General features: G+C 65.5%; 20 protein-coding genes and 1 pseudogene. 5 read left to right on the forward strand and 16 right to left on the reverse strand.

The features are described from left to right. From JOY90_RS10035 to JOY90_RS10080, 10 genes and pseudogenes are all read right to left on the reverse strand, one after another. A pseudogene (locus tag JOY90_RS10035) lies at positions 1 to 244 on the reverse strand (fatty-acid oxidation protein subunit alpha); the annotation flags it as partial. Between the two features lie 2 nt (positions 245 to 246). Beyond that, on the reverse strand, positions 247 to 1,530 hold the full coding sequence (locus JOY90_RS10040) for an acetyl-CoA C-acetyltransferase (RefSeq protein WP_291690979.1): 1,284 nt from the start codon (positions 1,528 to 1,530) through the stop codon (positions 247 to 249). After that, complete coding sequence (locus tag JOY90_RS10045; RefSeq protein WP_291690980.1) at positions 1,530 to 3,797, reverse strand: acyl-CoA dehydrogenase; 2,268 nt, start codon at positions 3,795 to 3,797, stop codon at positions 1,530 to 1,532. The genes JOY90_RS10040 and JOY90_RS10045 overlap by 1 nt, the downstream gene beginning before the upstream one ends. A gap of 189 nt (positions 3,798 to 3,986) precedes the next feature. Further along, entirely contained in the window at positions 3,987 to 4,610 is a 624-nt protein-coding gene (locus JOY90_RS10050) for a flavin reductase family protein (protein WP_291690981.1), read from the reverse strand. Between the two features lie 77 nt (positions 4,611 to 4,687). Then, positions 4,688 to 5,296 carry a TetR/AcrR family transcriptional regulator gene (locus JOY90_RS10055; protein ID WP_291690982.1) on the reverse strand — a complete coding sequence of 203 codons (609 nt, stop codon included), beginning with the start codon at positions 5,294 to 5,296 and terminating at the stop codon, positions 4,688 to 4,690. A 20-nt stretch (positions 5,297 to 5,316) separates the two neighbouring features. Beyond that, on the reverse strand, positions 5,317 to 8,454 hold the full coding sequence (locus JOY90_RS10060) for an efflux RND transporter permease subunit (RefSeq protein WP_291690983.1): 3,138 nt from the start codon (positions 8,452 to 8,454) through the stop codon (positions 5,317 to 5,319). An 87-nt stretch (positions 8,455 to 8,541) separates the two neighbouring features. Beyond that, on the reverse strand, positions 8,542 to 9,648 hold the full coding sequence (locus JOY90_RS10065) for an efflux RND transporter periplasmic adaptor subunit (RefSeq protein ID WP_291690984.1): 1,107 nt from the start codon (positions 9,646 to 9,648) through the stop codon (positions 8,542 to 8,544). A gap of 71 nt (positions 9,649 to 9,719) precedes the next feature. Further along, positions 9,720 to 10,961, reverse strand: coding sequence for a crosslink repair DNA glycosylase YcaQ family protein (locus JOY90_RS10070; protein WP_291690997.1), 1,242 nt, complete (start codon positions 10,959 to 10,961; stop codon positions 9,720 to 9,722). 77 nt (positions 10,962 to 11,038) lie between these two features. Continuing rightward, on the reverse strand, positions 11,039 to 11,266 hold the full coding sequence (locus JOY90_RS10075; RefSeq protein ID WP_291690998.1) for a hypothetical protein: 228 nt from the start codon (positions 11,264 to 11,266) through the stop codon (positions 11,039 to 11,041). 252 nt (positions 11,267 to 11,518) lie between these two features. Then, positions 11,519 to 12,898, reverse strand: coding sequence for a caspase family protein (locus tag JOY90_RS10080; RefSeq protein ID WP_291690985.1), 1,380 nt, complete (start codon positions 12,896 to 12,898; stop codon positions 11,519 to 11,521). 415 nt (positions 12,899 to 13,313) lie between these two features. Between JOY90_RS10080 and JOY90_RS10085 the strand changes: the two genes are divergently transcribed. Then, entirely contained in the window at positions 13,314 to 13,955 is a 642-nt protein-coding gene (locus JOY90_RS10085; RefSeq protein ID WP_291690986.1) for an OmpA family protein, read from the forward strand. Positions 13,956 to 14,077: 122 nt separating this feature from the next. Continuing rightward, on the forward strand, positions 14,078 to 14,389 hold the full coding sequence (locus tag JOY90_RS10090) for a hypothetical protein (protein ID WP_291690987.1): 312 nt from the start codon (positions 14,078 to 14,080) through the stop codon (positions 14,387 to 14,389). 26 nt (positions 14,390 to 14,415) lie between these two features. Here JOY90_RS10090 and JOY90_RS10095 read toward each other — a convergent pair whose 3' ends face one another. After that, positions 14,416 to 16,014, reverse strand: coding sequence for a response regulator (locus JOY90_RS10095; RefSeq protein WP_291690988.1), 1,599 nt, complete (start codon positions 16,012 to 16,014; stop codon positions 14,416 to 14,418). Positions 16,015 to 16,145: 131 nt separating this feature from the next. After that, complete coding sequence (locus tag JOY90_RS10100) at positions 16,146 to 17,450, reverse strand: glycosyltransferase family 39 protein (protein ID WP_291690989.1); 1,305 nt, start codon at positions 17,448 to 17,450, stop codon at positions 16,146 to 16,148. 180 nt (positions 17,451 to 17,630) lie between these two features. On the opposite strand from JOY90_RS10100, the gene JOY90_RS10105 reads away from it, so the two are divergent. Both JOY90_RS10105 and JOY90_RS10110 read left to right on the forward strand, forming a co-directional pair. Then, complete coding sequence (locus tag JOY90_RS10105) at positions 17,631 to 18,329, forward strand: FecR domain-containing protein (protein ID WP_291690990.1); 699 nt, start codon at positions 17,631 to 17,633, stop codon at positions 18,327 to 18,329. Between the two features lie 2 nt (positions 18,330 to 18,331). Beyond that, the gene (locus JOY90_RS10110; protein ID WP_291690991.1) at positions 18,332 to 19,444 is read left to right on the forward strand and encodes a hypothetical protein; all 1,113 of its coding nucleotides are present in this window, start codon (positions 18,332 to 18,334) and stop codon (positions 19,442 to 19,444) included. Between the two features lie 215 nt (positions 19,445 to 19,659). Here JOY90_RS10110 and JOY90_RS10115 read toward each other — a convergent pair whose 3' ends face one another. Continuing rightward, positions 19,660 to 20,232, reverse strand: a complete 573-nt coding sequence (locus JOY90_RS10115) for a TetR/AcrR family transcriptional regulator (RefSeq protein ID WP_291690992.1) — start codon at positions 20,230 to 20,232, stop codon at positions 19,660 to 19,662. Between the two features lie 130 nt (positions 20,233 to 20,362). Between JOY90_RS10115 and JOY90_RS10120 the strand changes: the two genes are divergently transcribed. Continuing rightward, positions 20,363 to 21,823: an MATE family efflux transporter gene (locus JOY90_RS10120; RefSeq protein WP_291690993.1), complete on the forward strand. Its 1,461-nt coding sequence runs from the start codon at positions 20,363 to 20,365 to the stop codon at positions 21,821 to 21,823. Between the two features lie 315 nt (positions 21,824 to 22,138). Here the strand turns inward: JOY90_RS10120 and JOY90_RS10125 are convergent, their stop codons facing one another. From JOY90_RS10125 to JOY90_RS10135, 3 genes are all read right to left on the reverse strand, one after another. Continuing rightward, positions 22,139 to 22,618, reverse strand: coding sequence for a VOC family protein (locus JOY90_RS10125; RefSeq protein WP_291690994.1), 480 nt, complete (start codon positions 22,616 to 22,618; stop codon positions 22,139 to 22,141). A 27-nt stretch (positions 22,619 to 22,645) separates the two neighbouring features. Then, positions 22,646 to 23,077, reverse strand: coding sequence for a VOC family protein (locus JOY90_RS10130; protein WP_291690995.1), 432 nt, complete (start codon positions 23,075 to 23,077; stop codon positions 22,646 to 22,648). A gap of 108 nt (positions 23,078 to 23,185) precedes the next feature. Then, positions 23,186 to 23,998: alpha/beta fold hydrolase (locus JOY90_RS10135; protein WP_291690996.1), on the reverse strand; the 813-nt coding region annotated here is incomplete at its 5' end.

Raw genomic sequence — 23,998 nt, forward strand, 5'->3', positions numbered from 1 at the left:
TCGCGGAGCGAATGACAAGGCCCGCCGGGCGCTGGCCTTCCAGCTCGGCCAGGATCCTGTCGAACTCTTCCATCACATCGGCAGAGAGCGTGTTGGCGCTGGCGCCCTCGCGGTCGAACAGCAGCCAGGCGATGCCATCGGCATCGCGGGTCAGCTTGAAATTCCGGTAAGCGCTCGGCGCGTCCGCTTTCGGCCCGAGCTCGAGCACGCGGTCGGCGAGCACATCCATGATCCGCGATTCCATGGTCACACCGCCTCGATCAGCATCGCACCGCCCTGCCCGCCACCGATGCATTCGGTGGCGACCCCGCGGCTCGTCCCGAGCCGCTTCATCGCATTGACGAGATGCAGCACGATGCGGTTGCCGCTGGTTCCGACGGGATGGCCAAGGCTGATCGCGCCGCCGTCGACATTGAGTTTCGTCTGATCGATCTGGCCCGCGACGCCGCCGAGACCAAGAATCTCCTTGCAGAAGGTCTCGTCGTTCCAGGCGGCGAGGCAGCCGAGCACCTGGGTGGCAAAGGCCTCGTTCAATTCCCAGGTCTCGACATCCTGCACGGTCAGATTGTTGCGCTTGAGAAGCGCGGTCGCCGACAGCACCGGGCCAAGCCCCATGATCGAGGGATCGAGCGCCGACCACTGGCTGTCGAGGATGACGGCTTTCGGCTTGAGACCGTGCTTCGCCACCGCCTCCTCGGAGGCGAGGATCACCCAGGATGCGCCGTCGGTGATCTGCGAGGAATTGCCTGCGGTGACCTGGCCCCAGGGCCGCTCGAACACCGGGCGCAGCTTCGCCAGCGTCTCGGGCGACGAGTCCGGGCGCACGCCGTCGTCGTGGTCGTAGAACTTGCCGTCGCGCGCGAATGCGGTCTCGATCTCGCCCTTGAGCCAGCCCTGCTTCTGGGCGTTGGCGAGCCGCCGGTGGCTTTCGGCGGCGTAGGCGTCCGACTGCGCACGGGTGATGCCGAACAGATGACCGACCACCTCGGCGGTCTGGCCCATGTTCAACTCGGTGATGGGATCGGTGAGCCCGCGCTCCAGCCCGATCACCGGCTTGAAATAGCTCGGCCGCGCCTTCAGCGCCGCCATGATCTTCGCCCCGATCCCCCTGGCGGTCGCAAGGCCCGCGAACCAGCGCACGCCGCCCTGCGGCCAGACCAGCGGCGCGTAGCTCAGCGCCTCTGTGCCGCCGGCCAGGATGAGATTGCAGGTGCCTTCGCGGATATACCGGTAGGCCGTGTCGATCGACTGCATGCCGGAGCCGCAATTGATCTGCACGGTGAACGCCACCATGGCCTCGCCCATGCCGAGCCGCAGCGCCGCGACCCGCGCCGGATTCATCTCGTCCGCGATCACGTTGACGCAGCCGAGAATCACCTGATCGAACGCGGTCGGAGCAAAAGGCTGACGCGCCAGCAGCGGCCGGCCGCATTGCACGGCAAGGTCGACCGGCGTGAACGGCCCGGGGCCGGAGCGCGCCTTCAGGAACGGCGTCCGGCTGCCGTCGATGATGAAGACCGGTCGTGCCATCAGCTCGCCGCCCTCTGCTCGCCCAGATCCTGGAAGAACTGATGCACGTCGGCGGGCTTCTTGTAAATCGGCGACAGCGCCTCGGGCGCGAAGTCGTCGACCTCGATCACCCGCGCCACCGCTGCCTGCGCGGCGGCAAACCGTTCGGCCTCGCCTTGCGTGATCACGCCCTTCAGCACCGCTTCCTGCGGATCGCGCAGATGCGCGGCATGCATGCGCCTGGAGACGTCCTCGGCGGCGGTCACGAGCAGGAACGCCTTCTCCAGCCGGGCCCGGCCGCCATCGTCTTCCACGAACGACAGGTCGGGCGTCAGCCGCTCGCGCGCCGCGCCAGGCTCGAGGATGAGCTGCGCGCATTGGTGCACCACGCGGTCGGAGGGCCCCAGCACCCGTGCACCGAACGGTTGCACCAGGAATTTCAGCATCAGGCCGGCAAAGCGGTTCGGCAGGTTGGCGCAGATTTCGGCAAGCCGGTTCTCGATGGTCTTGAAGCCGGTCGCCATGCACCATGCGAGCGCGGAAAAATCGGCCGCCTCGCGCCCCTCCTCCTCCCAGCGCTTCAGTGCGGCGGAGAGCAGGTACAATTCCGAGAGAATGTCGCCGAGCCGCGCCGACAGCATCTCCTTGCGCTTCAGTGCGCCGCCGAGCGTCAGCAGCGCCAGGTCGGCGGCGAGCGCGAAGGCGGACGAATAGCGCGAGAGCTGGCGGTAGAAGCCGGTGGCCTCGCCCGCATCCGGCGCGGGCGCCGTCAGGCCGAAGGTCCAGCTCCGGCTCCAGGCGCGGAACAGATTTGCCATCGTATGGCCGACGTGCTTCCAGAACGCCTGATCGAACGCCTCCAGCCCCCGGACCTGATCCTCATCGCGCAGCGCGTTCATCTCGGCGAGCAGATGCGGATGGGCGCGGATCGCGCCCTGCCCGAACACGATGAGATTGCGGGTCAGGATGTTGGCCCCCTCCACCGTGATGCCGACCGGCACCGAACGGTAGAGATTGCCGAGATAGTTCTGCGGACCGTCGATCACTGCCTTGCCGCCATGGATGTCCATGGCGTCGTCGATCGCGATCCGCATCCGCTCGGTCGCCTGCAATTTCATGATGCCGGAGATCACCGCCGGGTGGTGGCCCTCGTTCAGTGCGGCACAGGTGAGCCGCCGCGCGGCGTCGAGCAGATAGGCCGTGCCGGCGATGCGCCCGAGCGGCTCCTCGATGCCCTCGAACTTGCCGATGGAAATGCCGAATTGCTCGCGGATGCGGGCATAGGCGCCGGTGGTGCGCGCTGCATAGGCCGCGCCCGCGGCCGACAGCGACGGCAGCGAGATGCCGCGGCCCGCGGCGAGCGCCGTCATCAGCATCTTCCAGCCTTGGCCGAGCCGTTCCTCGCCGCCGATGATGTAGTCGAGCGGGATGAAGACGTCGCGGCCCCGGTTCGGCCCGTTCTGGAACACCTGCATCGCCGGCAGATGGCGCTGGCCGATCTCGACACCGGGCAGGCTGGTCGGGATCAGCGCCACGGTGATGCCGAGCTCTTCCTGCTGACCGACGAGGTGGTCCGGATCATAGGCCTTGAAGGCGAGGCCGAGCAGCGTTGCGACCGGCCCGAGCGTGATGTAGCGCTTGTGCCAGTTCAAGCGCAGCCCGATCACCTCGTGGCCGTCGAACTGGCCCTTGCAGATGATGCCGGTATCGACCATCGCGGCGGCGTCGGAGCCGGCTTCCGGGCTGGTCAGGCCGAAGCAGGGAATGTCGCTGCCGTCGGCGAGCCGCGGCAGCCATCGTTCCTGCTGCGCCCGGGTGCCGAAACGCATGAGCAATTCGCCCGGCCCCAGCGAGTTCGGCACCATGACGGTGACGGCGGCGGTCAGCGAGCGGCTGGAGATCTTGCGCACCACTTCCGAATGCGCATAGGGCGAGAAGCCGAGCCCGCCGAACTCCTTCGGGATGATCATGCCGAAGAACTTCTTCTGCTTGATGAAGTCCCAGACCTCGTGCGGCAGGTCGCGCCATTCCCAGTTGATCTTCCACTCGTCGAGCATCGCGCAGAGCTCGTCGACCGGGCCGTGGAGGAATGCCGTCTCCTCCTCCGTCAGCGTCGCCGGCGGATGCTTGAGCAGCTTCAACCAGTCGGGATTGCCGGTGAAGAGATCGGCATCCCACCAGACGTCGCCCGCCTCCAGCGCCTCGCGCTCGGTGTCCGACATCGGCGGCAGCACCTTGCGCGCGAACGCGAAGATCGGCTTGGTGATGGTGTCGCGGCGAAAGCTCATGGCGATGTCCTTGAAGGGGGGCGGCGGAGCGGCGCGGGATTTGAGAACCTGCCTCCAGTCTAACGGAAAGCGTGAAGATAAAGATGACGCTTTACGTTGAAAATAAAGGCAAATTGCCTCGAGCCGATAACGACAGATGGCCGCTTCGGTTCCGGAAAACGCCGACGTCAAAGTAACTTGCCGGCGAAGTCAGTCCGGCCGCACCATCTCGAACATCGCCTCGGGCCTGATCTCGAAATAGTCGCCCTTGCGGCCGGCGCGCACGATCGGCCGCGCCATCGCGGTCTGGTAGACGCCGTCCTTGATCATGGCCTTGTCGATATGCACGGCGACGACCTCGCCGAGCGTCAGCCAGGCCTGCGCCTTCTCGCCATTGGCGCCCTTGAGCTGGATGATGTCGCACAAGCGGCACTCGAACGAGACCGGGCTTTCGCCGACCCGCGGCACGTTGACGAGCCGGCTCGGCGCCTGGGTCAGGCCGGCGAGCTCGAATTCATTGACGTCACGCGCGACATGGGCCGCGGTGGCGTTCATGTGCTTCGCCAGCGCCATGGTCGCGAGATTCCAGCAGAACTCTTTCGTTTCCTGGATGTTCTCGACGCTGTCCTTCCAGCTGGTCGAGGAAAAGCCGATGATCGGCGGCGTGTAGCAAAAGCCGTTGAAGAAGCTATAGGGCGCGAGGTTGACGTTGCCCTCGGCATCGCGGGAGGAGACCCAGCCGATCGGCCGCGGCGCCACGATGGCGTTGAAGGGATCGTGCTTGAGCCCATGGCCGTCCTTGGGCTCGTAGAAATGCAGGTCTTTATCGGTCACTGCAACGTCCTTTCCGATCACCGCCACCGTCATTCCGGGCCTGCGCCTGGCGGCGCATCCCGGAATCACGGAAATATCTAGCTTGCGCGGCTGTTCGAACCAAGAGCGGCAAGGACAAAATCGACCATCTGGTCGATCGTCGGCCCCGGCTTGTTCATGGCCTGGGCGATCATCTGCGGGTGGAAGAAGCGCATCATGCTGGTGCAGACGCAGAGCGCCGACGTCACGACATCAGGGGCGTCGAATTCGCCGGAGGCAGCGCCCTGCCCGACCACCTGGGCGATCTGCTCGGTGACGGTCTGCATGTGCGCGACGCAGACCTCCCAGCTCTCCTCCATCGCGATCTCGACCATCTCATGCAGCTTGGAATCGCCGACATAGCGCTCCGTGTTCATGCGATGAACGGTCGTGATCAATTCGCGCATCCGCGCCGCCGCAGACCCGGGCTTGGCGACGATCGCCTTGGCGGCGTCCTCGACCTCACCCATCATGATCCGCGCCACGCCTTCGTGGATCGCCTTCTTCGAATCGAAGAAGCGATAGACGTTGGCGGGCGACATCCGCAATTCCTTGGCGATGTCGGCCACCGTCGTCTTCTGATAGCCGATCTGCCGGAACAGACGCTCCGCCACCACGAGAATCCGCTCTCGGGTGTCGGGCTCGATATGTTCGGAAATCAGCGTCATGATCGTCTCAATGTTTTCAACTATTCTGCGGCCTCGGCAAGCGGAAATGCGGGCTGAGGAAAATGCTGCGGCGCAAGGTCGGCCGGCTGCTCCACGGGACCAGCCTCCCCAAGGCTCTTGCGAAACCAGAGCGCGTAGAGCCCCGGCAGATACAACAACGTCAGGAAGGTCGCAACAAACAAACCTCCCATGATCGTGATCGCCATCGGCCCCCAGAACGCCGAGCGCGACAGCGGGATCATGGCGAGGATGGCGGCGAGCGCCGTCAGCACCACCGGACGGGCGCGGCGGACGGTGGCCTCCACGATCGCCTCCTTACGGGTCAGGCCGTGGGAAACATCGGTCTCGATCTGGTCGACCAGGATCACCGTGTTGCGCATGATCATGCCGGCGAGCGCGATCAGGCCGAGCAGCGCCACGAAGCCGAACGGCTGGTTGGCGACGTTGAGCCCGAGCGACGCGCCGACGATGCCGAGCGGCGCGGTCAGGAACACCAGCAGCAGGCGTGAGAAGTTCTGGAGCTGGATCATCAAGAGCGTCAGCATCACGATCACCATCATCGGGAAGAGCACGAAGATCGAGGCGTTGCCCTTGGCGGATTCCTCGAACGCGCCGCCCGCCTCGATCCGGTAGGCCGGCTCGAGATGGTCGCGGATCTGCTGCAGCTTCGGCGAGATCTGGTTGGTGACGTCGGGGGCCTGGACGCCGTCATTGACGTCGGCGCGGACCGTGATCGCCATGTCGCGGTTGCGCCGCCACAGGATCGGCTCCTCGTGGGAATACTCGATCTTCGCGATCTGCTGCAGCGGCACGGCGACACCATTGCGTGACGTCACCGTGAGGTCGCCGACATGGGCGAGGTCGAGCCGCTCCGACGGCACCGCACGGGCGACGACGCCGACCTTCTCGATGCCGTCGCGCACGGTCGTGACCTGGACGCCGGAGATCAGCATCGCCAACGCCTGCGAGACGTCCTGCGGGGTCAGACCGAGCGCGCGGGCGCGGTCCTGGTCGACGACGAGCTTGAGATAGGGCGACTGCTCGTTCCAGTCGAGCTGCGGCTCCTTGACGTTGGGATTCTGTTTCATGATGTCGCGGACCTGGTAGGCGATCTCGCGCACCTTCTGCGTATCCGGACCGATCACGCGGAATTGCACGGGGAAGCCGACCGGCGGGCCGAAATTGAAGCGGTCGACGCGCACCCGCGCCTCCGACAGCGTGCCGTCGGCGACCGCATTCTCGATCTTGGCCTTGATGCGCTCGCGCGCCTTGACGTCCTTGGCGACGATCACGATCTCGGCAAACGCCTCATTCGGCAATTGCGGGTTCAGGCCAAGCCAGAAGCGCGGCGAGCCCTGCCCGACATAGGCGGTGTAGGTCGCGATATCATTGTCGCCCGCGAGCAGGGTCTCGGCCTTGTCCACGGATTTCTCGGTCACGTTGATCGCGGTGCCCTCGGGCAGGCGGAGCTGCAGGAACAATTCGGGGCGCTCCGACAGCGGGAAGAACTGCTGCTGCACATGACCGAAGGCCACGATCGCGGCCACGAAGACGCCGACGGTCGCGAGCACGGTCTTGACGCGGTGCTCCACGCACCAGGCGATCACGCGGCGCAGCGCGCGGTAGACGCGGGTCTCGTAGATCGCATGCGGATCGTGGTTGGCGTGAACCTTGACGTTCGGCAGCAGCTTGACACCGATATAGGGCGTGAAGATCACGGCGACGAACCACGACGCGACCAGCGCGATCGCGACGATCCAGAAGATGCCGCCGGCATATTCGCCGACCGCCGAATTGGCGAAGCCGATCGGCAGGAAGCCGGCCGCGGTGACCAGCGTGCCCGTCAGCATCGGAAACGCGGTGGACTCCCAGGCAAAGGACGCCGCCTTGATGCGGTCCCAGCCCTGCTCCATCTTCACGACCATCATCTCGACCGCGATGATGGCATCATCGACCAGGAGGCCGAGCGCGATGATCAGGGCGCCCAGCGTGATGCGGTGCAGGTCGAGCCCCATCACGTTCATCACGATGAAGACGATCGCGAGCACAAGCGGCACCGAGGCCGCGACCACGAAACCGGTGCGCCAGCCGAGCGCGAGGAAGGAGACGAACAGCACGATCGCCAGCGCCTCGACGAAGGAATCGATGAACTCGCCGACCGCATGATCGACCACTTTGGGCTGGTCGGCGATCAATTCGACATTGATGCCCTGCGGCACCGCCTTCATGAAGCCGTCGGTCGCGGCCGTCACCTGCTTGCCGAGCTCCAGGATGTTGGCGCCCTTGGCGGTGACGACGCCGATGCCGATCGCGGGCTTGCCTTCCTGGCGCACCTTGAAGGTCGGCGGATCGACGAAGCCGTGGGTGACGGTGGCGATGTCGCCGAGCCGGAACACGCGGCCGTTGCTCTCGACCGGCGTCTCCGCGACCGCCCTGGCACCGTCGAGCGCGCCGGTGACGCGCAGCGGCACGCGCTGCGAGGAGGTCTCGACCGTGCCGGCCGGCACGACGTTGTTCTGCTTGGCGAGCGAATCGAACAGCGCCTGCGGGGTGATACCGAGCGTGGCGAGCTTGGCATGCGAGAACTCGACGAAGATACGCTCGTCCTGGGTGCCGTAGAGATCGACCTTGGTGACGCCGTCGACCTTCAAGAGGCGCTGGCGCAGGCCCTCGGCGGTCTTTTTGAGCTGGGCATAGTCGGCGCCGTCGCCGGTCATCATATAGAGGATGGAATCGACGTCGGAGAACTCGTCATTGACCACAGGCCCGAGCAGGCCGGCCGGCAATTTGCCCTGCGCGTCGACCAGCTTCTTGCGCAGGAGATAGAACAGATAAGGCACGTCCTTCGGCGGCGTGGAGTCGCGGAAGGTGACCTGCATCGCGGTGAAGCCCGGCTTCGAATAGGTCTGCACCTTCTCGAAATAGGGCAGCTCCTGCATCCTCTTCTCGAGCGGGTCGGCGACCTGCATCTGCATCTCGGACGCCGTCGCGCCCGGCCACATCGCCGAGACGTTGACGACCTTGACCGTGAAGAAGGGATCCTCGGCCCGGCCGAGCTTCTGATAGGAGAAGAAGCCGGCGACGCCGAGCGCCACGATCAGGAACAGGACCAGCGCGGGATGGCTGACCGCCCAGGCCGACAGGTTGAACCGCTTCATCGCACCCTCCGGATCGAATACCGACTGTTTTCCTTCTCCGTCATTCCGGGATGGTCCGAAGGACCAGACCCGGAATGACGGCGGCAGCTAGAACGACAGCGCCGACACCACCCGCACCTTCTGACTCGGATCGAGCTTCTGCACGCCGAGCGCCACGATCTTGGCGCCCTCGTCGACGCCGCCGGTGATGACGACGTCGTTGCTCTCATAAGCCTTCACCTGCACCGGCTTCAGCGTGACCTGACCCTGGTCGTCGACGACATAGAATGAGGGGCCGGTCCCTTCGCTGAACAGCGCCGACAGGGGCAGCCGCGCCACGCGCTGGCTCGCGGTGTCGCACAGCGTCAGCGTCGCGGTCATGCCGAGCGCAACGCTGTCGCCTGCGCCGGGCAGCGAGAACTTCGCGAGATAGGTGCGGGTGGCGGGATCGGCGCTCGGCGAGATCTCGCGCAGCTTCGCCTCGTACTTCCGGCCGGGCTCCGACCACAGCGTGACGCTCGCCTTGCCCGTCCTGGCGCGCTCCACCAGCGTCTCGGGAATCGCGACCACGGCCTCCTTCTCGGCAAACCGCGCGACGCGGATCGCCGTCTGGCCGGCGGCGACCACCTGGCCCGGCTCGATCAGGGTCGCGGTGACGACGCCGCGCGCATCCGCTTCCAGCGTCGCATAGGACAGCGAGTTCTTGGTGAGATCGACCGAACGCTCGGCCCGGTTCAGCCGGGCGCGGGCCTCGTCCGCCGCGGCACGCGCCTGGTCCATCTGGGCGTCGGTCGCCCAGCCCTTGGCGCGCAATTCCTTGGCACGGGTCTCGGCAGCGCCCGCCTGCGCCAGCACGCCGGTCGCAGCACTCAGCTCGGCATCCGCCTGCTCGGCCTGCAGCTTCAGGTCGACCTCGTCGAGGGTGGCCAAGGGCTGACCAACCTCAACCATCTGCCCGACTTCCACCAGGCGTTTCGCCACCTTGCCAGGCACCCGAAAGCCCATATCCGCCTCGATCCGGGGCCGAATGGTGCCGACGAAGCTGCGCTCGGGCGTCGCCGCCTCATAATGGGCGGTTGCAACGAGGACAGGCCGCGCCGCGGCCGGCTTTTGCGCCACCTGCTCGTTGCAACCCGCGAGCATGATCGCCACGGAGGCCAGCGCCACGCCCGCTAAGAGTTTGTAATAATTCGATAAAACTGATCGAGCCAGCATCGGACTCTCCCACGGCTGAATTTCGTGAGGAGTGTCGTAGCTGACTGATAAAAGTCAATAATCGTCAGTCATCAGGATTTCGTGAAAGTTAAGGGTGTGACGGCGGCACGGACCGAGGGGCCCTCCTTCAGCTCACTTGTCTGCCGCAGCTCCCCCAACTGAAACCGCTCGAACCGGTGCAGCTCCCCCTCGATGCGGCGCTTCAATACCTTGCGGGCCTCGCCTCTCGCGCGCTTGCCCTCGCCCACCCAGCTCCATTGCTGCAGCAGGAGCTTCCGCTTCTGCCGGTCGGTCTTGAGGTCGAGCGCGGCGACGATGTCATCATCGACCAGGACCGGCAGCGCGAAATAGCCGAACAGGCGCTTCTCCTTCGGCACATAGGCCTCGAACTTGTGCTCATAGTCGAAGAACAGATGCGTGCGCTTGCGCTGGATGATCAGCGGATCGAACGGCGAGAGGATGTGGACGAGCCCGCCGTCTTCCCGCTGCACCGCGAGCGTCTCAGGCGCCGCAAAATGCGCCTGCTTGCCGGCGCCTTCGAGCGCGACCGGCACGAGCTCGCCGCGCCTCAGGCGCTGCTCGATCAGGCGGCGGATCGCGGGCTTGCTCGGCGCGTCGAGATGGCAGGCCGAGTCCAGCGAGACCACGCCCTGCGCGCGCAGCGCGCGGTCGAGCAGATAGGCCGTGACTTCCGTGGCCGTCGCCCCCTTCGGAAGCTTGTCCCAGCCAAAGTGTCGCTCCATCAGTTCGTAAGTCTTGAGCATGCCGTTGCGCTCGGAGATCGTCACCTTGCCTTCGTAGAAGGCGAGCTGCAGCGCGCGCTTGGACGGCTTGCGGCTCGCCCACAGATGGCTCTTCTCCACCAGCACGTCGTCGTCGATGTCGCGGATCGTCAGCGCGCCCTCGCGCAGGCGCCGCATCACCTTGCGCATGTCGGCCGGCGTAACCGAGGGATAGGATTTGTGGCCCTCGCGCCGGTGCAGCCGCATCGACGGCAGGAAGAAGCGCAGGTCCTTCGCCGCCACATAGGACAGCGCATGGGTCCAGTATTCGAACACGCTCCGGTCGGCACTCTGCGCCTGGCGCAGGTCGGCGCGACGATAATCCGGGATGCGGGTGTAGAGGATGTGATGATGGCTGCGCTCGATGACGTTGATGGTGTCGATCTGCACATAGCCGAGATGGGCGACCGCCTCGGCCACGGCGTCGGCCCCGGCGCCGAATGGCGCCCGCGTGTCGAGCCCCTGCGCGGCTAGCCAGATGCGCTTCGCCTGAAGCTTGCTGAGGGGCACGGGTTCGATCGCGCGGGGCATCCGTGACAATGTAGCGGGATTCGCGCGCGCCAGAAGGCGCATGGACCGGTATCCCAAAAGAGATCAGGCGCCGACTTCTATTGCTTGGGTTGCGGCACGCTGCCGGCTGCCGTTTCGCCGGCACAGGACGCCCTGCCCTGCGTGCGGGCCTCGCAGCGATAGATGCTGCCGGTCAGGCGATCCACCAGCCAGGCGCTGTCCTCGGTCGGGCCCTCCATGCCGACATAACGTGTCCCGAGCGCCGTGACCAAGGTGGACAGCAGGATCGCCGCCGCGATCATCGCGGCACCGACCAGGATCGGCATCGAGTTGATGATGATCCGATCGGTACTGCCAGTTCGATACCCTTGATAGTCGGATTGACGTTTGATGGATTGGACCACGGCCTGGCGCCACTCGTTTTTGTTGTAAGTGTACTTTTTTGCCACCTCTAGGCAGCTATCTGGCCGATTCCTTGTCCGCAGATCGGCGGCGCGGAGTCGGCTTTGCGATACCATCCCGGAAAACAAGGCGACCGGGAACCCCGGCGCCTTGAAGGCTTGGGGACGAAGCAAGAATTACCGGAACAGGCCGCCCATCATGTGGCCGAACAAGCCGCCGGGCCCACCGCCGCCGCGATAATTGTGCCGGCCGCCGTCGTGGCGAGACGACCGACGGCCGGTGTCCTCGCCGCCTTCATCGGCCGCGGCCGTACGGGTCGAGACGATCTCCGAGGTCAGGGCCTTGTGCTGCAGATCATTGAGATAGCCGGTGGCGGGATAGCCGCGTGCGGCCTGCCAGCGCCTGAGCGTCGCACGCGTCGTCTCGTCGAACCGGCCATTCACCTTGGTGTCGAAGCCGAGCCCGGTGAGACGGCGCTGCACGTCACGCCGCTGGGCCTTGTCGAGACCGATCCGGTCCTCGCTGCCTTGGTCGGCCTCCTGCGTGAAGGTTTCGGGATCGATGCCGGCGGTCAGGTTGCGGGTGGTGGTGGACGGTCCGTTCTGCAGGCTCGCGATGCGGGCCAGCGCCAGCGACTTGAAGGTGCCGCTCGGGTAGTTGGTGAGATAGGCGTTGAGCTCCTCGGGCTTGTTGGAATCCTTCACCGAGCGCCAGAATTCGATCTCGATGGCTGACGCCTGGGCCGGTGCCGCGGCCGGCGCATCGGCCGCCTTCTCGGAGGAGGACGCGGCCGGGTTGAGATACACCGTGCCGATCAGGTTGGTGTGATTCCAGGGGAGCTGGCTCTTGTTGGTCTCGTCATTGACCTGGGCGCGGACGCGGGTCATGGCCTGCTGGATCTCGACGCCGGGCTGCGCGATGTTGGCGACCAGCGCGCGGGTGAACGGCGAATGGGTGCCGACCTCGCCGTCGAGCGCGGTCTGTCCGGGCCCGGTGGCGAACGCGATCAGCGTGCCCTCGCCCGACTTCATCTCGGCAAGGCCCGAATCGACGGTGACGCTGCGGGTGACCTTCGCAGAGCGGATCTTGGCCGCGAACGGATTGTCGCGGCAGGCGTCGAGGAACACCAGCTTGACCTTGGCGTCCGCCAGGGTTTGCTCGAGCGTGAGGTCGACATTGATGGCCGCGCCGAGCTTGACGTCCATTTCGGACCTGAGGTCGGCATCGATCGGCAGGAGATAGTTGGTGCCGTTCACGGCGATGCCGTGGCCGGCGTAGAAGAACACCGCGACGTCGGCGCCTTCGGCGCGCTTGCCGAACTCGAGCAGCTTGTCCGTCATGCCATCGCGGGTGAGGTTGACGCCTTCGACGACCTGGAAGCCGACGTTGCGCAATGTGGCGGCCATCGTCGCGGCATCGATTGCCGGGTTGGGCAAGGGCGGCACGTTGCGGTAGGCGCCGTTGCCGACCACGAAGGCGACCCGCCTCTCGGCGAAGGCGGCGTCGCCGCTGACCAGCAATGCTGCGACGGACAAGGCTGCGATCCAGAAGCGCATGATCCACTCTCCCCCTGCTTCGAACCCTTGATGGCCGCGTCCCGTATTTCTTTGCGGGCCGATGATGGAGGAATGTGCGCCGCAGCCGCGGCGCGGACTGTGATCCGGGTCACCCTCGACAAAGGGGGGATCGAACCGATCGCCTGCGCGGCGCGACGGGGCCCGCTTGAAATGAAACGACAGCGAACGGTCCGTCATGCTGACGCTTCAAATGAGGTGGCGCCATCCAAACATGAGGTGGCCCACCTAAGATGGGGCTGGAAGCGGTATCCGCATCGCATAGGCTGCGGGACCGGAAAGGCGTAGTTTCAAGTGCTTATTGCCCCGTGACGCGTATCACATTCAGGCGTGTGAACCGATTTTATGGTCGCAGCATCCAAACGCCATCTGGCGTTCAACACCAAGGATCAAGACGATGACCAGCTTACCAAGGTTTTTCGGAATTAAGGCGATCACGGTCGGCGCCGCGCTCTCGATGACCGTGGGCCTGGCCTTCGCCGGCGAGGTCGTGCCGGCCGATCAGATCATCAAGCAGTTGAAGCCGAAGCCGCTGACCCGCGGCCTGTCGGTCGCCGTCCCCGCGGTGGATCCGTCGGTCAAGACCAAGGAGGTCAACTTCGTCAACAGCGTCCGCAACCGCAGCACCCGTTCGCTGTCGACCGGCGAGCGCGAACAGATCGCCGAGATCGCCGCGAGCAAGCCGAACATCGATCTGGAGATCCAGTTCGACTACAACTCGGCCGCGATCGCCAGGACCTCGACCCAGGCGGTGCGGGAACTCGGCAAGGCCCTGTCCGACCCGAGCCTGAAAGGCACGACGTTCGTGGTCGCCGGCCACACCGATGGCATCGGCGGCGACGCCTTCAACCAGGACCTGTCCGAGCGGCGCGCCGATACCATCAAGCGCTACCTGGTGCAGAACTATCATCTCACCGCCTCGGATCTCGTCACCGTCGGCTACGGCAAGACCAAGCTGAAGGACGCCAACGATCCGACCGACGCGATCAACCGCCGCGTCCAGGTCGTCAACATGGACACCAAGGCCGCGTCGCAGTAAGGGCCGCAGCCACGAACCGCCCGCCGCGCTTGACGCGGCGGGCGGTTCGGCTTTTGACCTCCGGTGGGTGCGACCGCCCGACAAACTTTGAATTTTTCATCGGTTTATTGGGAAATATCGAGATGAAGACGATTTTGTCCTCAGTTGCCGTCGCAACATTGCTTGCCGTCAGCCCCGCGATTGCCGTCCATGCCGAGGATGCCGCCCCGGCCGAAACGCCGAGATACACGGCGCGGCCATCGATTGCGCCGAGGACCGCCGAGCCCGCGGCCCGGCAAGCCGAGGCGGAGCCGGCGCCGCGCCACGCCTACCGCCACCGTTACGCGCGTCGGCACTACCGGCACTACGCCTATTGGGAGCCGTTCCCGATCTATTGGCCGCATCTCTATCACAGCCGCGTCTACTGGAACCGGGTCCCCTGGTTCAGCTTCTGAGCGCGCCGAGGCGAGCTCGGAGCGGCCTACGGCTTGTCGAGCACGTCCCTGATCTTGGCCGCGAGCATGGTCTGCGTCAGCGGCTTCTGCAGCAGCGACACGCCAGGATCGAGCCGGCCCTGATGCGCGACGGCATCACCCGAGTAGCCGGTCATGAACAGCACCTTCAAATCGGGCTGGCGGCTTCGCATCGTCTCGGCGAGCTGGCGGCCGTTGATGCCGGGCATCACGATGTCGGTCAGCAGCAGGTCGACGCGAATCGGGCGCTTTTCGAGCAACGCGAGCGCCGCCCCGCCGTCGGCGGCCTCGAGGACCCGGTAGTTCAGGTCGCGCAGCGTCTCGGCCAGGTAGGACCTGACGCCGGCCTCATCCTCGACCACCAGGATCGATTCGCTGCCGTGGCTTGCGGCAATCGGCACCTCATCCTCGCGCGCGGCGCCAGCAACGACATGCGCGCGCGGCAGATAAATCCTCATGATCGTGCCGTGGCCGGCCTCGCTGTCGATCTTGACGTGCCCGCCGGACTGCTTGACGAAGCCGTAGACCTGGCTCAACCCGAGGCCGGTGCCCTGCCCCGGCTCCTTGGTGGTGAAGAACGGATCGAATGCCTTCTCCTGGACCTCGCGCGACATGCCCATGCCGGTGTCGCTGACCGAGATCAGGACGTATTGACCGACCGGCAGGCCCGGGTCCTGCTGCGACTGGCTCTCATCGATCAAGATGTTGCTCGTCTCGATGGTCAGTTTGCCGCTGCCGGCCATGGCGTCCTTGGCATTGACCACGAGGTTGAGGATCGCCGCTTCCATCTGGCTCGAATCGACCTCGACCTGCCACAGCCCGTTGCTGCTGACGACCCGAAGATCGATATTCTCGCCCAGCGTCCGCCGGAAGAACTCCAACATGCCGCCGATCAACTGGTTGACGTTGGTCAGCCGCGGATCGAGCGTCTGACGCCGCGCGAAGGCGAGCAGCCGCTGGGTCAGCACCGCGGCCCGCTGGGCGCCGCCCGCCGCGCTGTCGATTGCGCGCGCCAGCTTGTCCCGCGCGGCAACGCTCCATGAGGAGAGGCTCTGCTGGGCCATTTCGAGGTTGCCCAGGATGATCATGAGCAGGTTGTTGAAGTCGTGCGCGACGCCGCCGGTGAGCTGCCCGATCGCTTCCATCTTCTGCGAATGGCGCAGCATCGCCTCGGCCTCGCGCCGCTGCAAACCCTCCTGCGCCAGCGCCGCCTCGGTGGCTCGAAGCTGGGAAGGCGACGGCAACGCCAGCGCCCTCGGCAGCAACGGCCAGAGCATCACCGCCGTGACGATGGACGCCGCCGCAGTCAACGCCTTGATGAGGCCTTCGAGACCGTAGGCCGGCACCCACAGCGTGATGATGGACATCACATGGGTGAAGCCGCAGGCCATGATGAACAGGGCGAAGGCCCAGACGATCCAGCCGAAATCCGCGTCGCGGCGCCGCGACACGAAGATCGAGAGCGCGACCGGAATCGAGAAATAGGCCGCGGCGATCACCGCGTCGGAGGCGACGTGCAGCCAGATCAGCTCCGGCTCCCACAACAGACAGATGCCGTGCGGCGACAGCGTCGACGAATCCAGCAGCCGCTCCAGGAAGGCCCACATCCCCGACTTCCCTTAAATTTGAAGGTGTGTTGAATCAATTGCCCGATAATGGTCAGGCAAAATGGACTACCTGAGCGAGCGTCGTCAACAACGACGCCAAAACCACATGCGGAACCGGCTGCAACGTCGTATCAGATCCAGCTCTGGAAGATCATCAGGCGGCTGAAGATCGCCATCGACGTGCCGACGAAGGCGGCAGACACCGGCAGCATCATCACAAAAGCCGCGCCTGCGATCGCAACGAACGCCCAGAGCGTCCAGCGTGGCATATTCGGTCGCAGCAGCGTGTATACCAGGGCCAGCGAGGCAAAGGTGGCCGAAGGCAGGTAATAATAAAGAAAGCCGAGCGTGCGCGGCAGCAGCGCCCAGGTGAGATAGGGACCCGTGTAGAACGACAGGATGAGGAAGGCATCCGCCCGCCGCGCCACCACGACGTCGCGCAAGGTGATCAGCACCGCGACCAGCGCCGACCAGAGCAGCACCGGATTACCGAGCAGCACCACGGCCGCGATTTCCTCATCGCTGGTCTTGTCGAACAGGAACCAGACCGGCCGCATCAGGAAGGGCCAGGATGGCCATGTGCTCGCATAGGTGTGGGTCCCCAGCGTCGAGGTGGTGTTGTCGACGAAGATGCGGCGCTGCGCCTCGATGAGGGCAGCCGGCGAAAATCCGTCAAGCACGACGAAGGGCACGAGGTAGGCAATCGCCGGCGCCAGCACGAAGCAGACGGCGAAATGCGCCGGCCCGAACTCGGGCCAGCGGTCCGGGCGATACCAGTCGGAATCCCTGGCGTCGGCGAACTGCGTTCGCCAGCCCTGCAACAGCCGCGTCGCGGCAACGATCACGATCGCGGTCGCAAGCGGAAACAATCCGCTCCACTTGCAGGCGGCGGACAGGCCGAAGGCAAGGCCTGCGGGCGCGAACCAGCGCTGTGGCCGCGGCTCGCCGAAACCTTTCAGGAAGGCCGCAATGCCGAACAGGGCGAAGGTCAATGCGAAGATGTCCAGCATCGCGGTCCGCGCGACCACGAACAGCATCTGGTTGAAGAAGGCGAGCAGCGCTGCGGCGATCGCAGGCGCCTGCGCCTCGAACAGCACGAGACCGCAGAGATAGACCGCGACCACTGCGAGCGCGCCGAACAGCGCGCCGGGATATCGCCAGCCCAGCGGGTTGTCGCCGAAGGCGCGGATCGAGAGCGCAATCAACTGCTTTGCCAATGGCGGGTGCATCGGGTTGAGCATCGGCTCGGGCATGACGGGCTCGAGCATCTGCCGCGCCGCCGGCACGTAGTGCACCTCGTCGAAGACGAACTTGCTCGGCGTGGTGATGCCGGCCAGCAAGGCGAGATGCGCGACGGCGAACAGGACGACCGGGATCAGCAAGGTCCGCGCGACAGAAACGCCTGGAGCCGGCGAAGGCTCACGCAAGGCTTTCACGGCAGGCGCGTCGCCATCTGCACGAGAGCGGTTGAGCACAGTTTTCGTACCCGCGCGTTGAACGCATGTTGGCGCTACTACAACTAGGCGACCGAGAGCGGGCGAGCTAGTGACAATTTTACAACATCATTTGCACGCGAATTCAGCTACCTTGGGACATATTCAGCGTTCGGTAGTGATATGTATTTGTATCGTTGCGTTCTCGTTCTCGGTGTTTTTTTCCTGTCCGGGGCATTGGCACCGCAAGCCGCCCAGGCGCAGTCGCGGATCGGCGAAGCGGTCATCGTGCAGAAGGAAGTGCTGCGCGTCGCGGCCGCGGCCACCAGCCAGATCAATGTCGGCGACGGCGTGCTGCGCGACGAGACGGTGCGTACCGGAGACGAAAGCGCCGCGCGCTTCGTGATGGCGGACAGCACCAACCTTTCGCTCGGCCCCAACGCCAGCGTCAAGCTCGACCGCACCGTCTTCAACGACGAGCACAGCTATCGCGACATCGCGATCCGGCTGACGACCGGCGCGTTCCGCTTCGTCACCGGGCATTCGGAGAAGGCCGCCTACAAGATCACGACCCCGATCGCGACCATCGGCGTGCGTGGCACGATACTCGACATCCTGTCGCAGCGCGGCAAGACCACCGTCGTGCTGCAGGAGGGCGCCGCGAACGTCTGCACCCTGCACTTCCAGTGCATGCAGCTCACGCAGCCCGGCGACACCGCGATCATCACGGCGACCGGCGGCAAGACCACGATCGCCAAGACCGGCAATCCAGCATGGAGCTTTGCTGCGACCTGCGCGTCGACGAGCGGGCTCTGCACCATCAACGATTTTGCCAATGCCACGCCGGGTCAGGACTTCACCGGCATCCTGTGCGGGCGCTGACCATGATCAAATCCCTGCTCAGCCTGGCCGTCTCGATCGCCCTCACCGCAATCGTTGCGCTGGCGCTCCTCTCGTTCCAGGCGCGCAGCGCCGCTGCAGAGGGCTCGTGCAACACGCTCGCGACCAACTACAACAATTGCTGCAGCGAATGCGGGCCGTCAGACCCGCCACCATCGGATCCACCGCCGCCGCCCGAAGAGAATCCACCGCCGCGGGTGACCGGCGCGGATTCCAGCGGCGCGTCGATCAAGGGCGTCGCCGACCAGCGCTTCAACCAGATGATCACCAACCAGGTGCTCGGCTCGGTGCTGCTCGGCGTCAACGAGCAGGTCAATTGCCACGACTGTGTCAGCGCCTTCGGCTCCGTCGGCTCGTTCACGGCCGGCGTGCATGGCCGCAAGGAGCTGACCAACAACCTCTCACTGCTGGCCGGCCTCGCCTACACCCAGTACAGCGAGAACGGCTATCACGTCACCAGCGCGCCGATCGGCGCGCTCGCGCTGCGCTACGATTTCACCGACTGGGGATCGTCGCGGCCGTTCTTCGATGTCGGCACCATCTTCTCGCCGTTCCAGCGGGTGAACTACACCCGCAGCTACGTGACGAACCTGGGTCCGGTGTCGCTCACCAGTTCGACCAACAGCGCCGACTATGCCGTGTATGGGCGTGCCGGCTGGATCAGCCGGTTCTCGCCGCGCGACGAGGTCGCGGGCTCTGTCGAGCTCTGGCAATTGTGGCAGCGCGTGTCCGGCTATGCCGACCCCGCCTCCGCGTTCAACCCGTTCGATGCCACCGTCAACACGGGCACCGACCGCACCAACCTCGTCAAGCTCGGCGGGCAGTGGACGCATCTGTTCGGATCGAGCGTCGAGGGCAACGTCAACGGCTTCTTCGTGCAGTCGTTCGCGAACCATTCGGGCATCGTCGCGGCCGTCACCGGCAACGGCAACGTGACCCCGACGATCGGCAACCAGGACTGGTTCGAATATGGCGGCCGGCTCGGCTTCCGCCTGCACGACGGCTGGATCGCCGACCTGTTCGTCAACGGCACGCTCGGCCCGCAGCCGGTCGGTAACACCGTGCATGGCGGCGTGGGGCTGCGGATCAATTATTAGTAGGTTATTCGCGAGGATCGTAGATCCGTAGGGTGGGCCAAGCGGGCCAAGTGCGCATAAGTTCGCCGCACGAAGGCAGGAGCGTGCCCATTATTCGAAGCCGTGCTGTTAATGCAATGGTGGGCACGGCGCTCCGCGCGATGCGCAGCATCGTCGCGTGCGCGCCTTAGCCCGCCCTACGGCTCCGCCCGGCCTGCCACACCGCACGAACTAAATCAGCCGTCGGCGAGCGTCAGCGCCGCGTCGATTCCGCTTTCGAGAATCTCGTCGGACAGCTTGCGGTCGTTGACGGCGCGCGCGAGTTGCAAGGTGCCGATCATCAGGCCGTAGAGCGCGACCGCGGTCCGGCGCCGCTCGGCGGCCGTGCCACTCTCGATCTGTGCGGCCATCAGCTCGACCAGCGAGTAGACCTTGCCGGTGAAGGCATCGCGGGTGCGCTTCGGATGGCGGGCGATCTCGGCCGCCATCGCAGCCGTCGGGCAGCCGTGGCCGGGATCGTCGCGATGACGCGGCGAGAGATAGTCGCGGAGCGTCCCCTCCAACCCCTTCCCGGTTTCGAGATTGTTGCGCAGCGTCTGCTCGCGCCGGCCATAGGCGTCCGCGAGCACGGCGCGCAGCAGATCCTCCTTCGAGTCGAAATGCGCGTAGAAGGCGCCGTTGGTCAGCCCGGCTTCTGCCATCAGCCCGGCAACACCCGCCGCCGCAAAACCGTTCTCGCGGAACTGGCGCGCGGCGACCTCGATGATGCGCTGGCGCGTCTCGTCCTTGTGGCCCTTCTCGTAGCGCATGCCGGTCTTCCGGTTTCAGGGCGGCCATGTGATAACGCCACACGTCCGCTATTGCACTACGGCTATCATAGCGTATTATGATCATAATGCAATTGGAAAGGCCCGGTGGGCGACAGGCGGAATCTGGATCATGGAACTGGAACAGGTGGCGGCATTGCCCGCGGGCGGGGAGATGCGGCTTCGGGCCACCGCTGAAGAGGCGACGCCGGTGCGTCCGGCGGCGGCGCCCGCAGCGGCACGCAGTCAGGCGACCCGGGCGGCGCTGCTGACCGGGCCGATCCTGCCCACGCTGTTGAAGCTGGCGCTGCCGACCGTGACGGTGCTGGTGGCGCAGACTGCGGTGAACATCGCGGAAGCCTATTATGTCGGCTTCCTCGGCACCGGCGCGCTCGCAGGCGCGGCGCTGGTGTTTCCGATCTTCATGCTGATGACCATGATGTCGAATGGCGGGCTCGGCAGCGGCGTCGCCTCCGCGGTGGCGCGCGCGGTCGGTGCCGGCCGCCGCAACGACGCCGACGCGCTGTTGTTTCATGCCGTGGTGCTGGCGATCGTCTTCGGCGGGCTGTTCACGCTCGGTGCGACGTTGGGCGGCCCGCTGCTGTACCGCACGCTGGGCGGCAGCGGCGACGCGCTCGCCGCCGCGATCACCTATTCCAACTATCTCTTCGCCGGTGCTGTCCCGGTGTGGATCGTCAACCTGCAGGCGGCCGCCTTGCGCGGCTCCGGCAATGTCAAGGTGCCCGCGCTGGTGACGCTGGTCGGCGCGATCGTGACCATCCCGGTCTCTCCGGTGCTGATCTTCGGGCTTGGCCCGTTCCCGCGGCTCGGCATCGGCGGCGCCGGCATCGCCTTCGGCCTCTATTACACCGCCGCGATGCTGTTCCTGCTGCGCTACATGGCCTCTGGCCGCTCCGGCCTCACCTTCCGCGTCGTGCGGCTACGCGCTGCGCTGTTCGCCGACATGTTGAAGGTCGGCATTCCCACCGCGGTGAATGCGGTGCTGACCAACCTCAATGTCATCCTCATCACCGGCGCGGTCGGCCTGTTCGGGACCTCGGCGCTGGCCGGCTACGGCATCTCCTCGCGGCTCGACTACATCATGATCCCGCTATTGTTCGGCATCAGCACTGCGACGCTCACCATGGTGGGCGTCAACATGGGCGCGGGCCAGACGGCACGGGCGCGGCGGATCGGCTGGATCAGCGGCGGCGTCGGCCTGCTCTTCACCGGCACGATCGGCGTCGCCGTGGCGGTGTTTCCGACGGCCTGGCTGCATCTCTTCAGCCATGATGCGGAAGTCGTGCGCGAAGGCACGACCTACTTGCGCATCGTGGCGCCCGCCTACAGCGCGCTCGGCTTCGGTTTTGTCACCTCCTTTGCCGCGCAAGGCACCGGCCGCGCGATGGGACCGCTCGCGGCGTCGCTGGCACGCATCCTGATCGCGGCGGGAGGCGGCTGGATCGCCGTCACCAGCTTCGGTGCCGGGATGACCGGGCTTGCTTGCCTGGTGACGGCCTCGCTCGTGGCCTATGCCGCGGTCTGCACCATGATCATGCTCTCGCGTCGGATCTGGCGCCCCGAGCCGCACTAGAGCTTCCGTTCCGATGGAATCGGAACGGAAGCTCTAGCTTCTTTGTTTTGACGCGTTTTCTTCACGCGAACCGGTATCCACTTCGCTCGAAAACGCTCTAGACGAGCGATTCTGTGGGACCTGTCGCTTCCAGGCTCTCCGACCTCATCCTGAGGAGCGAGCCTTTGCCCAAGGGCGAAGGCTCGCGTCTCGAAGGATGGCCGCTTGCACAACCGTCGCCCGTGGCCATTCTTCGAGACGCATCGCTCACGCGATGCTCCTCAGGATGAGGTTCAGTGGGGAGGCCGATAGGATTCGAATTTCAAAATCGCTCGTCTAGCCTCCCTCATAGGCTTTCTTTAGCCCGGCGATGTCGAGCTTCACCATGCCGAGCATCGCCTGCATGGCGCGCGCGGCACCGGCGCGGTCCGCACCACCGAGATATTTCGGCAGCGCCGTCGGCACGATCTGCCATGACACGCCAAAGCGATCGGACAGCCAGCCACAGCGACTGGCCTTTCCACCATCGGCGAGCAGCGCCTCCCAGAGCCGGTCGACTTCGGCCTGGTCCGCGCAGTCGATCTTGAAGGAGACGGCGTGGGTATATTCCACCTTCATGCCGCCGTTGAGCGCCATGAAGCGCTGACCGGCCAGTGTGAACTCCACGACCAGCACCGTGCCCGCCTTGCCGCCGGGGCCGTCGACCGTGTTTCGCTGCACCACCTCGATCTTCGAATCGGGCAGCAGCGACACGTAGAGGTTCGCAGCCTCCTCCGCCTCGCCGTTGAACCACAGGCAGGGCATGACTTTCGACATGAGCTTGCTCCTCGCTTGCGGCTTCGATCAGGCGGCAGCCGGCGCGGAGTGCGCCTTCGGCGCAGCCGCGGCATCGATCCAGTTCACTCCCCACATATGGCCGTCAAGGTCCTCGAAGCTGCGGCCATACATGAAGTCGTACTCGTCCTTCGGCGACGGATCGGGCACGCCACCTGCGGCCTCGGCCTTGCCGACGACGTCGTCGACCTCGGCGCGGCTGTGGGCGGTGACGCAGAGCAGCAGCTGGCTCGACGTCTTGGCGTCGACGATCTTCTTCGACGTGAACTGCCGGTATTTGTCATGCGTCATCAGCATCGCGTGGATGGTCTCGGAGAACACCATGCAGGAGGCCGTGTCGTCGGAAAATTGCTCGTTCTTGACGGCGCCGATCGCCTCGTAAAAGGCGGTCGCCCGCTTGAGATCGCTGACCGGCAGGCTGACGAAGATCATCTTGGCCATGAAGGGCTCCTGTTCGATGGATGACGTCCCAAGGACGATCTCGGCAAGGCAGTCCCGACATGGCGCCCAGGATTATTTTGGACCCCAAAAGGCAAGTCCAAACCGTCGTCAAGTCGCAATCGGGGTCGGCATGGTCAGGAACGCCCGCGCCACGTGCCAGAACAGGTGACGGTTGGTCGCAAGCGTCACCGAATGTGCGGTGCCCGGCAGGATGATGAACTGGCGGTCGCCATTCGGCAGCTCGTTGAAGAAGGCCTCGAGATCGGCAACGGTCGCAATCCCGTCATATTCGCCGCGGACCAGCAGCACCGGCGCCAGCACCTTCTGTGGATGCACCACCGGCAGGTTGGCGGTCATGTCGAGATAGGTGCCGGTCGGGATCTGGTCGCCGAACTGCATCTCGATGTCGGCCAGCGCCTCGACCGCGGCAACGTCGCTGGTGCCCGGCTTGTCGCGGGTCGCGATCGAGCGGATCATGTCGCGGTCGCGCTTGCGCATGTTGTGGCTGCGATAATAGTCGAGCTGCTCGGCCCGCTTGGCGAGCGTGGGCGAGCCCTCGCCCTTGTAGGTGAAGGCGGCGAACACCAGGCGATCGATGCGCTCCGGCGCGGCCATGGCATAGGCGCCGGCGCGCAAGGCGCCCGAGGACTCGCCGACGAAATGGAATTTGCTCTGGCCGGTCTCGCGGGTCACCACCTCGACGGCGGCCTTCAGATCCTCGACGCCGCTCGCGATGTCGGAATTGCCCTGGGTGCGGCCGGACTTGCCGTAGTTCTCGTGGTCCATGGTCCAGCAGTCAAAACCGTGGCGGGCGAATTCGTTCATGACCGAATATTCGCCCTTGCCGGGCACGTTGAGGTCGAACACCCGCGACGTCACCGACGAGCCATGCACGAAGAAGACTACCGGCCGGGCCGGCTC

The sequence above is a fragment of the Bradyrhizobium sp. genome, assembly GCF_019242285.1.
Classification (GTDB): domain Bacteria; phylum Pseudomonadota; class Alphaproteobacteria; order Rhizobiales; family Xanthobacteraceae; genus Bradyrhizobium.

Coding starts and splice junctions, on each gene's coding strand:
- JOY90_RS10040 (WP_291690979.1), bottom strand. CDS start 1,530: ATGGCACGACCGGTCTTCATCATCGACGGCAGCCGGACGCCGTTCCTG.
- JOY90_RS10045 (WP_291690980.1), bottom strand. CDS start 3,797: ATGAGCTTTCGCCGCGACACCATCACCAAGCCGATCTTCGCGTTCGCG.
- JOY90_RS10055 (WP_291690982.1), bottom strand. CDS start 5,296: ATGACGCTGATTTCCGAACATATCGAGCCCGACACCCGAGAGCGGATT.
- JOY90_RS10060 (WP_291690983.1), bottom strand. CDS start 8,454: ATGAAGCGGTTCAACCTGTCGGCCTGGGCGGTCAGCCATCCCGCGCTG.
- JOY90_RS10065 (WP_291690984.1), bottom strand. CDS start 9,648: ATGCTGGCTCGATCAGTTTTATCGAATTATTACAAACTCTTAGCGGGC.
- JOY90_RS10070 (WP_291690997.1), bottom strand. CDS start 10,961: ATGCCCCGCGCGATCGAACCCGTGCCCCTCAGCAAGCTTCAGGCGAAG.
- JOY90_RS10075 (WP_291690998.1), bottom strand. CDS start 11,266: ATGCCGATCCTGGTCGGTGCCGCGATGATCGCGGCGGCGATCCTGCTG.
- JOY90_RS10080 (WP_291690985.1), bottom strand. CDS start 12,898: ATGCGCTTCTGGATCGCAGCCTTGTCCGTCGCAGCATTGCTGGTCAGC.
- JOY90_RS10085 (WP_291690986.1), top strand. CDS start 13,314: ATGACCAGCTTACCAAGGTTTTTCGGAATTAAGGCGATCACGGTCGGC.
- JOY90_RS10090 (WP_291690987.1), top strand. CDS start 14,078: ATGAAGACGATTTTGTCCTCAGTTGCCGTCGCAACATTGCTTGCCGTC.
- JOY90_RS10095 (WP_291690988.1), bottom strand. CDS start 16,014: ATGTGGGCCTTCCTGGAGCGGCTGCTGGATTCGTCGACGCTGTCGCCG.
- JOY90_RS10105 (WP_291690990.1), top strand. CDS start 17,631: ATGTATTTGTATCGTTGCGTTCTCGTTCTCGGTGTTTTTTTCCTGTCC.
- JOY90_RS10110 (WP_291690991.1), top strand. CDS start 18,332: ATGATCAAATCCCTGCTCAGCCTGGCCGTCTCGATCGCCCTCACCGCA.
- JOY90_RS10115 (WP_291690992.1), bottom strand. CDS start 20,232: ATGCGCTACGAGAAGGGCCACAAGGACGAGACGCGCCAGCGCATCATC.
- JOY90_RS10120 (WP_291690993.1), top strand. CDS start 20,363: ATGGAACTGGAACAGGTGGCGGCATTGCCCGCGGGCGGGGAGATGCGG.
- JOY90_RS10125 (WP_291690994.1), bottom strand. CDS start 22,618: ATGTCGAAAGTCATGCCCTGCCTGTGGTTCAACGGCGAGGCGGAGGAG.
- JOY90_RS10130 (WP_291690995.1), bottom strand. CDS start 23,077: ATGGCCAAGATGATCTTCGTCAGCCTGCCGGTCAGCGATCTCAAGCGG.